The organism is Vibrio sp. 10N.247.311.13 (assembly GCF_041467595.1).
GTDB lineage: Bacteria > Pseudomonadota > Gammaproteobacteria > Enterobacterales > Vibrionaceae > Vibrio > Vibrio crassostreae_C.
The window spans coordinates 20,978-36,103 of the sequence record NZ_JBFSUX010000054.1 but is presented as its reverse complement, the minus strand read 5'-3'; the positions used below and the strand labels follow the sequence as shown (position 1 = coordinate 36,103).

Genomic DNA, 15,126 nt, shown 5'->3' with positions numbered 1-15,126 from the left:
ACCTCAGCCTTCCAAGCTGATGATGCGGGTTCGATTCCCGCTGCACGCTCCAACTTCTCCTTATGCTCCATGACGTGCTTTATTCCAGCGACACGCTATTCAAAAACTTTCTCCGTTAGTTAAATCCATAGTCATTAAATCTATACTGATTAAACTTATTTTGTTTAAGCTTAGATTGACCAACCAAAGCTATTAACTCCTTAATTCGCTTCGTATTTCTGACACCTATCCAAATCACACATTGCAGTTCAGCTTTTAATGATTTTCAAAATTGTTCCAATTTAATAATCTTGGTCAATATCTGCAAAAAGCATTGTGTTAATGTGCGCGCATTAGCAACAACCCATAAATAATAAAAAATGCTTAAAAGCAATGAGTTAACAATTAGCATCGAAGCAATTAATGTCGCGCTAGCAAAAGTTGAAAATGCCAATAAAATTCAGCTAGATACATTGAAAGGTTATGTGAACAGCGAGCCTGAACAGGCTGTACTGGCTTTTCGATCGCTGAATGAAGCAGAGTCAATCGATGACAAGTTTAAAAAGATCATGGCAGAGCTACCGCATCTGAGCGGCGAAGCACACCATCTGCTTGAAACTTCTATCTTGCTACAGTGACTATAAATAAAGATAAGCCTCAGCGAATCCCTCACAGCAAAGCGCTTTAGGTATAAGTTAAGACTTATCTTTAATTTTCTAGCCCTCATTGAATTTCTAATTCAACAAAGCGCTATTGATTAACGTCTAAAGCGTTAACGACTTCACCATACCCGCTTCAGCGTGACCAGGGATATTGCACGCGAACTCTACGTTATTATCACCATGGAAATGCCACAACAATTGCTTCGCTTTACCCGGTTTAACCGTAACTGTGCTACCCGAGTCATGAGCGTGATTACCCATGTTTTTCATCATTTCACGGTGCTCTAATTGCTCTGAAGCAGAACCAATCGAGAATTCGTGATCAATCTTGCCCGTGTTCATCACAACAAACTGCACTACGTCATTGGGCTCAATATCGACCTTGTTCTTAAAGGTGATTCTCATGTCATCGCTCAGTAGGACATGAACCACTTTATCCGGTTTTGCACCTTGAGCTGGCATCCCAACTTCTGACATACCTTCCATGCCCATCATTCCATCCATATTCATCATCTTCGAATGGTCCATCTTTCCACCCTTCATCATGCTGTGATCCATTTTTGAATGATCCATCTCTCCACTTTTCATCATTGAGTGTTCCATGCCTGAATGATCTTTACTTGAATGGTCAACAGCTGAATGGTCAACAGCTGAATGGTCCATTTCAGCAAAAGCCGTTGCAGTAGTTAACATCAGTGCAATCGCAATAAGTGTCTTTTTCATGATCGTTCCTTAGATTAATTCAGTTATTTATTTGTTAGTTTCACATGTTCATGTGGTACGCCCTTACCCACTCTGTATTGGTAAGTAAGGGCTAATAATCAATACGTTATTTGTTTGTCTCGTTTTGGCTATGCGTAATCTCACGCTGTTTCCAGAGCTTAAAGATTGCAGGCAAAACCAGTAGGGTAAGCAACAGTGCCGACGCCATTCCGCCTATCATCGGCGCGGCAATTCGCTGCATCACTTCAGAGCCCGTTCCCTCGCCATGCATAATTGGAATGAGGCCAATGATCACCGTAAGTACTGTCATCATCACTGGGCGAACACGCAGTCCTGCACCCTCACGAATCGCATCCGTTAAGTCTTCACTCTGAAGTGCTTGCTGGTTCTGCTCCGCATCCAATTTTTTGTAGTGCCATGCTTGATTTAGGTAGACCAACATAATGACGCCTATCTCAACAGCTACCCCGGCAAGGGCGATAAAGCCCACACCCACCGCAATCGAGAAGTTGTAATTGAGGACATGCATCAGCCATAGGCCACCAACCATCGCGAGTGGCAATGTCAGCATAATCATCATCACCTCACCGACACGGCGGAAGCTAAGGTAGAGCAATAACATGATGATGGCGATGGTAATTGGCACAACGACACTTAAACGTTCTTTGGCGCGCTCCATGTATTCGTATTGACCAGACCATGCCAGTGAATATCCGGCAGGCAAGACGATTTGATCGGTAACGACTTTTTGCGCCTCTGCCACATAAGAACCAAGGTCGCGCCCTTCGATATCAACAAATACCCAGCCATTAGGACGAGCATTCTCCGTTTTAATCATCGGAGGGCCATCTTCGTAACGAATATCTGCTACGTCCGATAGAGCGATACGAGCTCCATTTGGTGTTACTAACGGTAAGTTCTGCAGCTTGACGACAGAATCACGATAGCTTTGTGGATAACGGACATTGATTGGATAACGCTCTAGCCCCTCAACGGTTTCGCCCACGTTCATGCCACCAACCGCAGTCGAGATAACTTGTTGCACTTCTTTAATGCTCAAGCCATATCGCGCAGCAGAACGACGTTTAATGTCTATCGTGACATAACGACCACCCGCAACACGCTCGGCGTAGACAGAGGCCGTGCCATTGACACCATTCAAGATAGGTTCAAGTTGAGAGCCAATATCCTCAATCACGCTCAGATCTGGGCCGGCGATTTTGATACCAATTGGCGTTTTGATACCGGTCGCTAACATGTCAATACGCGTTTTGATTGGCATGACCCAAGCGTTAGTCAAACCGGGGAATTGAATCAGTTCATCAAACTCTTTACGCAGAGACTCAGTAGTGACACCGTCACGCCACTCATCTCGCGGTTTAAGCTGAATCACGGTTTCAATCATGGTCAGTGGCGCAGGATCGGTTGCTGTCTCTGCTCGGCCAATTTTGCCCCACGTGGTTTCGACTTCTGGAATGGTTTTAATGAGCTTGTTGGTTTGTTGCAACAACTCACGAGCCTTACCTATTGAGATACCCGGATACGTGGTTGGCATGTACATCAAATCCCCTTCGTCCAAAGGAGGGATGAATTCACTACCAAGCTTACTGGTTGGGTAATAAGCAGACGCCATTAAGCCAAGTGCGATAACAATCATCACCTTTGGATATTTTAGGCTGAGATTTAGAAGCGGCTTGTACATCGCCACTAGGCTGCGGTTTACTGGGTTTTTGTGTTCAGGTAGCACGTTGCCACGAATGAAGTAACCCATTAGCACAGGCACAAGCGTGATAGCTAAACCTGCCGCTGCCGCCATCGCATACGTCTTGGTAAACGCAAGTGGCGAGAACATCTTGCCCTCTTGCCCTTCTAGCGCGAACACAGGCACAAAACTCAAGGTAATGATAATCAGAGAGAAGAACAGCGGCGCGCCAACTTCTTCTGCTGCCTTACCAATCACTTGCCAACGGTTTTTGTCAGTGAGCGGAGTCCGTTCAATGTGTTTATGAACGTTCTCAATCATCACTATGGCACCATCCACCATGGCGCCAATCGCAATCGCGATCCCGCCAAGAGACATAATGTTGGCGTTAATACCCTGCCAATGCATAACGATGAATGCGCCTAAGATACCGACAGGCAGACTTAGCGCGATAACCAGTGATGATCGGATATGGAACAAGAACAGCGCACACACGACGGCGACCACGATGAACTCTTCAGCCAGCTTCTTCCAAAGGTTTTCAACGGCTGAATCAATCAAAGTAGAACGGTCATAAGTTGCGACAATCTCGACACCATCAGGTAAGCCAGCTTGCAGTTCAGCGAGCTTGGATTTCACCGAGTCGATCACTTCACTGGCATTTTCACCAAAGCGCATCACAATAACGCCGCCAACCGCTTCACCCTCACCATTGAGTTCAGAGATACCGCGACGCATTTGCGGGCCAAGATTAATGTCAGCAATGTCACCTAATAGCAACGGAGTACCTTTGTCGGTCACTTTTAGCGGCAGAGATTGAATGTCTTCGATGCTTGTCAGGTAACCGGTGGTACGAACCATATGTTCGGCTTCCGCAATCTCAACAACAGACGCTCCTGTTTCTTGATTACCATCTTGGATTGCCTTGTTGACTTGCTGAAGCGTTAGGTCGTAAGCACGTAACTTGGCAGGATCAATCTGTACTTGGTACTGCTTCACCATGCCGCCAACGGTCGCCACTTCAGACACGCCTTCTACGGTTTGCAATTCATACTTCAAGAACCAATCTTGCAAACTACGAAGTTCCGCTAAGTCGTGCTGACCGGTTTTATCTTGCAACACGTAGCTGTAAACCCAGCCCACACCAGTTGCATCTGGCCCTAGTGTTGGCTTAGCACTCGATGGCAAGTTAGGTGCAACTTGGCTTAAGTACTCCAACACTCGTGAACGCGCCCAGTACATATCGGTATCGTCATTGAAGATGATATAGACATACGAATCACCAAAAAACGAGTAGCCACGAACCGTTTCAGCACCCGGTACAGCTAACATGGCGGTGGTTAATGGATAAGTCACCTGATCCTCGACCACTTGTGGCGCTTGCCCCGGATAACTGGTTTTGATAATTACCTGAACATCTGATAAATCTGGAATGGCATCGACCGGTGTATTTTTAACGCTGTATAAACCGCCAAATACGATGGCGACAGTGGCAACCAGCACTAAGAAACGGTTGCTAATAGACCAGCGAATAATTGCATTGATCATAGTTCGCCCTCACCCGTGCTATTCGTCGGTTCGAGAGATTTGAGCACATAATCAGAACCTTGCTTCGCCACTAGAAACCGAATGGTTTGACCCTCGGCAAACTCAGATAAATCAAGGTCATCACTGGCTTGGAAATTCATTTCACCCGCTTTCCAATTCCACTCAGGGACTGGCTGATGTTTTACAGTGATCATGCCAAAATCTGCCATCAACATGGTGATGTCACCCGTTACCCAAACTTCGCCGGCGATCTTGTGTTTGTTGACCTTGTAATCAACAACCTCGTACTGCCCTGACTCTGTCTTTCTCATCTCAAAATCAATCGCCTTACCACGTTTCACGTCACTCATGTCTAAGCCTTCCGCAAAGGTGAAATTCATCACCATGCCCGGCCAATCCCATTCAGGAACAGGCTGATGGTTAATCGTCACCATGCGACTGCCTTGCATAACATCGGAAATTTCGCCATTTGCCCACACGGTTTCAGCTTCTTCCTCAACACCATTTATGCGTGACAGATCAGCAGATTGGCTCGATTCAGAATCCAACATGAAATGCGCAGAAGTGACAATGTTTTCGCCTTGATCTAGCCCTTGAAGCACCTCTATTTTTTCGCCAGCTTCACGACCAACCTCAATACGAGCAGAGCGATACTTGCCAGAACCTTCTGACATCACCACTCGAGTCATACCACCGGAGTGAATCACCGAAGATCTTGGGATAGTAAGAACGGCTTCATCACTGATGGGTTTCAGCGCAATATTGGCAAACATATTTGGCTTAAGCTCGCCATTTGGATTGGAGAACTTTAAACGAACGCGCAAGGTTCGCGTTTTTGGGTCAAGGATTGGGTAAACGTAATCGACATTACCCAACCACTCTTTGCCAGGAATGGCATCTAGCGTCATCACCGCATTGCTGCCTGACGAGATCCAGTGCGCTTGGCGCTCAAACACCTCAGCATCAACCCATACTTCGCCTAATGGACCCGCACTGATCACCGCTTGTGCAGGTGAAAGGTAACCACCTTCTCGGATATTCAAACTTGCTATAACACCATCGGCTGGTGCTTTAATTTCAATGGTTTGCGAAGCTTTGCCTTGTCGTGTAATAGCGCGGATTTGCGTCTTATCAACACCCAAGGTAATCAAGCGTTCAGTCGAGCCCTTGATCAAACCTTTACGACCCGTTTTATAAGCACTGATCAACTCTTCTTGTGCTTTAACAAGCTCTGGAGAATAGAGTGTGAAAAGCACATCACCTTTGTTTACCTTCTCACCCACTGCGTTGATGTAGAGCTTCTCAACCCAACCAGCTGCTCTTACGTTGGTTTGCCACAATGTACTTTCATCGAACGCCACATAACCCACGGTTTCAATCCGAGGAGACAGCGCTTCGAACTTAACTTTCGCTGTTTTGACACCCAGATTATTTTCTACCGACGAATCAATAAACACGGTTCCGGGCTTATCTTTGGCTCCGCCGTTCACATCGTCTGCATACACAGGGATAAGGTCCATCCCCATTGGCGATTGACCTGGCTTATCACGCTGATAATTTGGATCCATCGGAGCCACCCAATACAGAGGTTCATCCTTGGTTTGTTTACTTACTTCGGCGCCTGTACTCGTTGCCATTGCTGACATGTTATGTGCTGACCCAACGACAAAGTGATTCACACCAAAACCCAATGCACCACCGACCAATAAAGCGATTGTTGCTACTTTTACTGAACTCATTGTCTATTCCCTTATTGATTGGCTGTGTGTTTAGTTGCGCTTGAATTGAGTTGTGGTTGGTTTACTTGGTATTCAAAGCCACTGACTAACGCAGCCAGTTTGCTGTTAACGATGTTGAGATCGGTGATCAAACGTTGTTGCTCTAACTTAAGCGCCAGCTCATCGGTCGTTGCTAAAATGACATCGTTAAACTGAGCGGTATTGTTTTGATAGCCCCTTTCAACCGCGCTGATTCGTGCTGCGGTTTGAGGAAGCAAGGACGTTTGATAGCGATCTAATCGCTGGATCAGATTTGCTCTGTCCACCAGCAATGCGTTCACTTGCGCGTTCATTTGGGAAAGTAAGGTGTCTTTTTGAGATTTGGCCGCACCAACTTGATACTGAGCAGCCGATAAGTTTTTATCTTGTCGGTTCCCAGTAAACAGCGGGATGTCGACTGTCAGATAAGCACTCACAAGATCAGAAGCTGGTTCACCCGCCATGTTATTGGCTTGACGGTGTGCATACATCACTTCCACCCCAAACTGCGGGGTATAAGCTTGCTCGGCTAACTCAACCTGAGTTTGATTGGAGGAAATACTGACATCGGAGATCTTAACCAAAGGATGGTCAGTCAGTAGCTGGTAGTGCTTAGTTGAATCGATATTGGTCGCTAATTTGCTTTCCAACAACGACCAATCGATTTGGTTAGTCGCACTCAGTGTTCCCTGAGAATCAAGAACCTGAGAGCCTAGCCAATCAGAACCCAACCATTCAGAAAGCTGAGAGATTAAACGGCGCTGAACCTGCTGGTTTGCCTGTAGTTTCTCATCAAGCTTGCTCACTTGAAGCTGAGCATTAAGCAGATCTTGCGCTTCACTTTTACCAATCGAGTAATTGGTTTGTACATAGTTTTCAAGCTCAACCAACAAACGACGATTTTGACGAATCACCGACTCAGCCTTTTGCTGATAACCTAACTCAAGCCAAAGCTGCGTCATGCTATTTGCAACCGTCAATTCTCTTGCTTGTACCTGCAAAGCTAAAGCATCTGCCTGTTGGCCTGCCTTTTTCTGTTGGAGGTTAAGCGTATCGCCACGCTCAAACTGCTGCATCAGCCCTACCGATATATTGGTCATCGGATCTTCGTCGAATTGAAAGCTATCGACAGGCAAACCGCCAAATCCAACTTTCAATTTCGGGTCCATTAAGGTCGAGCTGGCAATGCCCGTTTCTCGCATCGCTTGAGACTGAGCAAAGTACTGTTTGCGATTTCCATCTTCGCTTAAAGCAATCTCAATCAGTGTATTGAGTTGCTGCGTCGAGCTTGCTTGGTCATGTGCTGAAATGTGTTGAGCATTTGAAGCTGACGCCGTGGTAGCTGCGAGCGTAGCACTTGAAAACAAGGCCATAGGCAAGGTAACAGCAACCACTAAGCTCGTGTTCATGACAAACACAGAGGTTGTTGGTTTCATATTCACAATGAATGTCCATATCTAACGCTAATTAGCGCATAAAAAAGAATGGCTTATCAGATTTATCTAACTGATAGAGCTGTATTTTTAGATATAGATTTATGCAGAAGGTGGGCGTAGCAAAGATTGAGCGCGTGCGACTTTCTGGCCAATCGTGACCGATTGAAAACGAGCTAATGAAAAGGAAAGTTGATCAACGGCTTGAACAGCCTGAATTGGATAGGGACTTGCAGAACACATTGAGGCACAGCAATCGACACTCGAACAATGGTTACCCATCATCGAGCTACCGTCTTCGCTCATTGAAGACATATCGCATTGAGCCATCAAAGCATGGGCACTCATGTTAGAGTCTTCAGCGTGTACTTCTTCACTCATCACATGACACCCCGCCATTGAATCATTAACCGAAGTATCGCTGTGGTAACAAGCCGACTTGCTCGACCCCATTTCCATCATCATTACTTCAGTCATCAAGGCTGAGGAGCTTGAGGCATAGCTAGACATCAACATCGCAATGATGCTGAAAACAATAATCCAAGTTTTTCGGAATGTGTTTGTCATAGTTTACCTTTGAATTTACAACGCAACTATAAACGTTCCCCTTAGGGTAAGGTCAATGTCATTGTGCCGATATTTACCTGACCGTTGAAAAAGTATTCATCCTCTCTTTCATCAAAACGAGATAATTCTTCGACTTTACAGTTTTTTTCTTTAAAAATTATCCAATTAGCTAGCGAAACCTCTATCTGTGTATTTTACTTAAAATAGTGCAACCACGATTCACGGATGAGAAAAATGGCTAACAAAAAAAACGTCGAAGCAAACAAGAAAAATACAGAAATCAAAAATAAGAAAAGTAACGAGCTAGAACAAAAGAAACCAACACAAAAAAAGAAGCTCAGACTGCATTCACACCTAAAAGTTAATATCCCACTTTTTCAATCACTCATGATGATACTGCCATCATTGGCTAAACACGCGTCTGCCCAGGGCGCAGACAGCTCGGGCGATACCGTAGATCAGCTACCCGTAAATAACGTGACAGAAAAAGATGTCAGCGACGACCATGGAAAAACAGACTCATCAGCGGTTACTCATCAAGAGGCTCAAAAGAGCGACAGCGACGTAAACTCGACCTTAAGTGCAAGCCACGATCCCCATGGCTCGAGCTCTAACTTGGTTCCTTCTCATCATTTGTCGACGCTTTCTCACCCGCAAGTCCATTACATTCCTTCGGTATCGATGCCGACTATCTCCTCAGGAAGTAACGGTCAGCCGACTCATTCAAATGCGCCGACGACACCCGCTTTACCCGTCACCTTTATGCCAGAAGTCATAAAAGGTACCTACGGAGAGCTTCATGTTGATGCAAATGGTCAATACACATTCGTATTGAATCCAAATTCTCCTCAATACATCCTGTTAAACCAGCACCAACCAGGTACTGATCATTTTGCGTTACATCTATCTAACGGCTCGAGCATCATTGTTCAGATATCGGTAACAGGTAAGCAAGACACACCAAATATTTCTGGAGACTTAACAGGTGTGGTAACAGAAGATCACAATATTGATTCACAAGGCTTGTTACATGCGAACGGCAAAATCGATGTCATAGACCCTGACCAAAATGAAAGTTCGGTTACGCCGGAAGTTATCTCAGGTAAATATGGTTCATTAACTATCGATGCTGATGGACATTGGCAGTATCAAGTTGATAACTCGCTCTCTAATGTTCAAGCTTTAACCGCAGCCACTTCACTGCATGAAAGTTTCACAATTCACACCAAAGATGGCACACCGCAAACGATCGATATGACGATTGGCGGAAACGACGACAATGCCGTAATTACGGGTGTGGATGCTGGCACGTTAACTGAAGATTTAACGACACAAGTTCAAGGGCAGCTTTCGGTAACGGACTCTGATCTTGGAGAGGACCACTTTCAAGCCTCACAAGTGACTAGTAATTTCGGTACGCTAAGCATCACCAAAGACGGTGCGTGGACATACAGTTTAGACAACAATAACCCAGTAGTTCAAAGACTTGGCCAAGGTTCAACTGCGACAGACATCGTCACTGTTCACTCAGCTGATGGCACAGCGCATCAAGTTATGGTTACGATTAATGGCACCAACGACCATGCGGTAATCACGAGTAGTACAGCAAATTCACCAAGTTCGTTTTTGGCTATCGGGAAAAGTAATGGCTCAAGCCAAGTTACTGAAGATAAAGACCTAACGGTTTCAGGCCAACTCAACATCACCGATATCGACTCAAAAGAGGCGCATTTTTCTAATTCCGACCTCAAGGGGACACTGGGTACTTTACATCTTAAAGACAATGGCGATTGGAGCTACGACCTAGATAATAAAAACCCACAAGTTCAGGCTCTTGGTCAAGGCTCTGCGACAACAGACATCATAACCATCCACTCCGCCGACGGCACTCCTCATCAAATTGCAATTACCGTTAACGGCACCAATGATAAAGCCGTGATAAGCGGAACCAGTGCCGGCGCGGTAACCGAAGAGTCCCAACTTCAGACCTCGGGCACACTTGCGGTAACGGATGTGGATACTGGCGAGGCACACTTCTCCAACACCGATATCGTAGGCTCGTTTGGTACGCTTCATCTGACTGATACTGGTTCTTGGACGTACGATCTTGATAATACAAATCCTAACGTTCAATCATTGGGCAAAGGAGCAACCGCTACCGACACCATCACCGTTCATTCTGCTGATGGCACGCCGCATCAAGTGACTATCACAGTAAATGGTACAAATGACAAAGCTACTGTCAGCAGTGCGACCGTCGCCATCGATGAGACTGACAAAGCAGTAACAACTTCAGGTACGCTAACCAGTACCGATATCGATAATCCAGACAACGCATTCACGCCAGATTCCATCACTGGCACGAACGGCAACCTAAACATTGATACTAATGGTCACTGGACGTTCACCGCCAACAGCGCGTTTAATAAACTAAACGTTGGCGATAAGGTCGAAGAAACCTTTACCGTCACTTCCGTTGATGGCACCCCTTCGACCATTAAAGTCACGATTAACGGTACTAACGATGCAGCGACAGTCAGTACCGCAACAGTCAGTGTGGATGAAACGGACAGCGCTATAACAACTTCAGGTACCCTCACCAGTACCGATGTAGACAACCCAGACAACACGTTTACACCGGATTCTATTTCAGGCACCAACGGTGACCTGACTATCGATGCTAATGGTCATTGGGCGTTCACCGCCAACAGTGCGTTTAACCAATTAAACGTCGGCGACAAAGTCGAAGAAACCTTTACCGTCACTTCCGTTGATGGCACAGCGTCAACCATCAAGGTAACGATTAACGGCACTAATGACGCCGCTACTGTCAGTAGTGCAACCGTTGCTATCGATGAAACTGACAAAGCAGTCACGACATCAGGAACATTGACTAGTACCGATGTTGATAATCCAGACAATACGTTCACGCCGGATTCGATTTCAGGTACCAATGGCGACCTTACTATTGATGCCAGTGGACATTGGGTGTTCACCGCCAACAGTGCGTTTAATCAACTAAACGTTGGCGATAAGGTTGAAGAGACCTTTACGGTTGCTTCTGTGGATGGTACACCATCGACTGTTAAGGTCACCATCAACGGCACCAATGATAAAGCGACGGTCAGTACCGCAACGGTCAGTGTGGATGAAACAGACAAAGCGGTAACTACTTCAGGAACATTGACTAGTACCGATGTTGATAATCCAGATAACACATTTACGCCAGACTCCATTGTTGGATCTAATGGTGATCTCACCATTGATGCCAATGGCCATTGGGCATTCACCGCTAACAGCGCATTCAATCAATTAAACGTTGGCGATAAAGTCGAAGAGACGTTCACCATCAATTCGGTCGATGGCACACCATCCACCATCAAAATTACGATTAATGGCACCAATGATAAAGCGACGGTAAGCAGTGCGACCGTTGCCATCGATGAAACTGACAAAGCGGTAACCACGTCAGGCACCCTAACCAGTACCGACGTAGATAACCCAGACAATGCTTTCCAGCCGGATTCTATTTCAGGCACCAACGGTGACCTGACTATTGATGCTAATGGACATTGGGTGTTCACCGCGAACAGTGCGTTTAATCAATTGAACGTTGGCGATAAGGTTGAGGAAACCTTTACCGTAAATTCTGTTGATGGCACACCGTCGACCATCAAAGTGACGATTAATGGCAACAACGATAAAGCGACGGTCAGTACAGCAACAGTCAGTGTAGATGAAACTGACAAAGCGGTAACCACATCAGGCACCCTAACCAGCACCGATGTTGATAGCCCAGACAATACGTTTACGCCAGATTCAATAATTGGCTCGAACGGCAACCTAAACATCGACGCCCATGGCCATTGGACATTCACCGCCAACAACGTATTTAATCAGTTAAATGTTGGCGATAAAGTTGAGGAAACCTTTACGGTCTCTTCCATCGATGGCACCCCATCAACGATCAAAGTCACGATCAATGGCACCAACGATAAAGCGACGGTCAGTACAGCAACGGTCAGTGTGGATGAAACTGACAAAGCGGTAACCACATCAGGAACGTTGACCAGTACTGACGTGGATAATCCAGATAATGCATTCACACCGGATTCTATTTCAGGCACCAACGGTGACCTGACTATTGATGCTAATGGTCATTGGGTCTTCACCGCCAACAGTGCATTTAATCAATTGAATGTCGGCGATAAGGTCGAAGAGACCTTCACGGTGTCGTCCATCGATGGCACAGCGTCAACCATCAAAGTGGCGATTAACGGCACTAACGACGCCGCTACTGTCAGTAGCGCGACCGTTGCCATCGATGAAACCGACAAAGCAGTAACGACTTCAGGAACATTGACCAGTACCGACGTGGATAATCAAGATAATGCGTTTACACCGGATTCGATTACTGGCACCAACGGTGACCTGACTATTGATGCCAATGGTCATTGGTTCTTCACCGCCAACAGCGCGTTTAATCAATTGAATGTCGGCGATAAAGTCGAAGAGACCTTCACGGTATCGTCGGTTGATGGCACACCCTCGACCATCAAAGTGACGATTAATGGCACCAATGACCGCCCTACTATCTCAGGTACCTCAAGTGGCGCGGTGATCGAACAGGGCTTGAACACGGCAGGAAACCCCGATGCGACAGGGAGCTTAATCGCGACTGATATAGATAAGTCCGACACCGTTACGTGGGCAATCAATCAACCCCAAGGTCAATGGGGAACGCTGTCGATTGATCAGCATGGTCATTGGCACTATCAGCTAGACAATTCAACCGGCGGTGCCGCGGATAAACTCGCGGCTGGTGAACATCAGTCTGAATCATTCTGGATCACCGCTACCGATTCAACAGGAGCGACAGTCCCTCATAAAGTCGTTATCGATGTGCAAGGCAGCAACGACAAACCAATTGTCAGTGCGTGGACTCAGCTTCCTGCGGGTAAAGAGGATCAACCCGTAACCATCAAGGCTTCTGACTTGCTAACACATGCAAGCGATGTGGATAGTAGCGATGTATTGCACGTGACAAATTTGCAAGCGACACACGGTAGCCTGACTGATAATAAAGATGGCACTTATACCTTCACGCCAGATAAAGATTTCAATGGTGAGATTCGACTCACCTATGATGTGGTTGACGGCCATGGGGGCAGCGTCAGCACTCAAGCTAAGTTTGATCTTATCGCAACTCCAGATAACGCGATTATTACCGACGCACAAGCCAATGCAGACTTACGGGGAGTAACTGAAGATCGCGGCTATATAGATACCCACTACCAACTGCATTACGACGGCAGATTAAACATCCAAGACCCTGATAAGGGAGAGGCACAGTTTGATCCGAATATAGGCTCACAAACCTATCAAGGTATTGGCTACGACACCAAACTGGGTGGGCACATACTGCTCATGCGCGACGGTCACTACACCTATACCCTCGACAACCGCAATATACAGAACTTAGCGCAAGGCGAAGTTAAACACGATTCAGCCATTATACGCTCAGCAGATGGTACAACACACACGATAGAGCTAACGGTTCATGGTACCAACGATGCCCCAACCATCAATGCTCAGTCCCACTCAGTGACTGAAGGTGGAAGCGTTCTAAATGGACAAATGGTTGGCCAAGATATTGATACCGGTGCGGCCTTGACTTACAGCGCACCGCAGATTGATGGCTTGGTGGTTAATCCGGACGGCAGTTATAGCTTCGATCCTGCTCACTCTAGCTATCAATCGTTAGCATCAGGTGTCACGAAGACATTGACTGTTCCAGTAACAGTCACAGACGAGCATAATGCGAGCAGCACTCAAAGCCTCTCAATAACGATTACAGGGGTTAATAATTCTGCCGTTATCGGCGGTGTCTATACTGGAGATGTTCATGAAGGGCATACCTATACAGCACCAGATGGTACAATGTCTGGTGGCTACGTCGATGATCGCTCACCAGATCATATGCATGGAAACATCGGCAAATTATGGAACGACGAAATACACACTGATGGTCACCTGAACATTGTTGATCCAGACTCCGGTGAAAGCCATGCCCAAACCGGCGTTTATTACGGCACTCATGGTCGTGTCATACTTCAGAGTAACGGAGATTGGAGCTACTACGCTTCCATAGGCCAAGACGCAACAGGTAGAAAGATTGATCACCTCGGCCAAGGTGAATCGATAACGGATACTGTCACCGTCAAATCGGCTGATGGCACCACTCACGATATTGTTGTCACCGTTCATGGCGATAACGACCGTCCGTATTGTTCTGGTGAAGTGCAACTGAACAACGGTAAAGAAGATCTTGCTCAAACCATCACAGCAACCGAGCTAATCGCTAATACTGTTGACGTAGACGCCAACGATGCAGGTAAGCTCACTATCGCTAATTTGCATGCTGACCATGGCTCGATTCAAGACAATCACGATGGAACCTTCACCTTCACTCCAAGCCACAATTACAACGGCAGCGTCCACTTCACCTACGATGTGAAAGACGCGCATGGTGGTACAACACACACTGGCGCATCAACGACGCTCTCGGCTGTTGGCGATAAAGCCCAAATCGCTGGCGTTGATACTGGTTCAATAACCGAAAACAGCGCGGGTGTCGACATGTCACCCGACTATGCTCACTCAGGCATCGCCACACTTGGCAATACAACACTCTATGCTGATGGCAAGCTGACCATCACAGACCCCGATGTAGGCGAGTCAGGATTTGAACGCCA

The 15,126-nt window shown here is 46.5% G+C and carries 7 protein-coding genes; 2 read left to right on the top strand and 5 right to left on the bottom strand.

Features of this window, described 5'->3' with window-relative positions; translation table 11 throughout:
• Positions 1-359: 359 nt before the first annotated feature.
• Positions 360-617, top strand: coding sequence for a hypothetical protein (locus tag AB6E52_RS18270; protein WP_102320742.1), 258 nt, complete (start codon positions 360-362; stop codon positions 615-617).
• Positions 618-743: 126 nt separating this feature from the next.
• Here the strand turns inward: AB6E52_RS18270 and AB6E52_RS18265 are convergent, their stop codons facing one another.
• The 5 genes from AB6E52_RS18265 to AB6E52_RS18245 all read right to left on the bottom strand — a co-directional run bounded on the left by AB6E52_RS18265 (position 744) and on the right by AB6E52_RS18245 (position 8,371).
• On the bottom strand, positions 744-1,364 hold the full coding sequence (locus AB6E52_RS18265; RefSeq protein ID WP_102320741.1) for a cupredoxin family protein: 621 nt from the start codon (positions 1,362-1,364) through the stop codon (positions 744-746).
• A gap of 106 nt (positions 1,365-1,470) precedes the next feature.
• Positions 1,471-4,614 (bottom strand): efflux RND transporter permease subunit, encoded by a 3,144-nt coding sequence (locus AB6E52_RS18260; protein ID WP_102320740.1) that lies wholly within the window; start codon positions 4,612-4,614, stop codon positions 1,471-1,473.
• Positions 4,611-6,353, bottom strand: a complete 1,743-nt coding sequence (locus tag AB6E52_RS18255; RefSeq protein WP_102320739.1) for an efflux RND transporter periplasmic adaptor subunit — start codon at positions 6,351-6,353, stop codon at positions 4,611-4,613. Before AB6E52_RS18255 ends, AB6E52_RS18260 begins: the two co-directional genes overlap by 4 nt.
• Positions 6,354-6,364: 11 nt before the next feature.
• Positions 6,365-7,807 carry a TolC family protein gene (locus AB6E52_RS18250; protein ID WP_102320738.1) on the bottom strand — a complete coding sequence of 481 codons (1,443 nt, stop codon included), beginning with the start codon at positions 7,805-7,807 and terminating at the stop codon, positions 6,365-6,367.
• 99 nt (positions 7,808-7,906) lie between these two features.
• Positions 7,907-8,371 (bottom strand): hypothetical protein, encoded by a 465-nt coding sequence (locus tag AB6E52_RS18245; protein ID WP_017064449.1) that lies wholly within the window; start codon positions 8,369-8,371, stop codon positions 7,907-7,909.
• Positions 8,372-8,605: 234 nt separating this feature from the next.
• Here AB6E52_RS18245 and AB6E52_RS18240 point away from each other — a divergent pair.
• The coding region (locus AB6E52_RS18240) for a VCBS domain-containing protein (protein ID WP_372189970.1) at positions 8,606-15,126 on the top strand (6,521 nt) is incomplete at its 3' end.

Excerpts from the sequence above, each read along its gene's own strand:
- AB6E52_RS18265 (WP_102320741.1), bottom strand. The coding sequence starts at position 1,364 with ATGAAAAAGACACTTATTGCGATTGCACTGATGTTAACTACTGCAACG.
- AB6E52_RS18245 (WP_017064449.1), bottom strand. The coding sequence starts at position 8,371 with ATGACAAACACATTCCGAAAAACTTGGATTATTGTTTTCAGCATCATT.
- AB6E52_RS18260 (WP_102320740.1), bottom strand. The coding sequence starts at position 4,614 with ATGATCAATGCAATTATTCGCTGGTCTATTAGCAACCGTTTCTTAGTG.
- AB6E52_RS18255 (WP_102320739.1), bottom strand. The coding sequence starts at position 6,353 with ATGAGTTCAGTAAAAGTAGCAACAATCGCTTTATTGGTCGGTGGTGCA.
- AB6E52_RS18250 (WP_102320738.1), bottom strand. The coding sequence starts at position 7,807 with ATGAAACCAACAACCTCTGTGTTTGTCATGAACACGAGCTTAGTGGTT.
- AB6E52_RS18270 (WP_102320742.1), top strand. The coding sequence starts at position 360 with ATGCTTAAAAGCAATGAGTTAACAATTAGCATCGAAGCAATTAATGTC.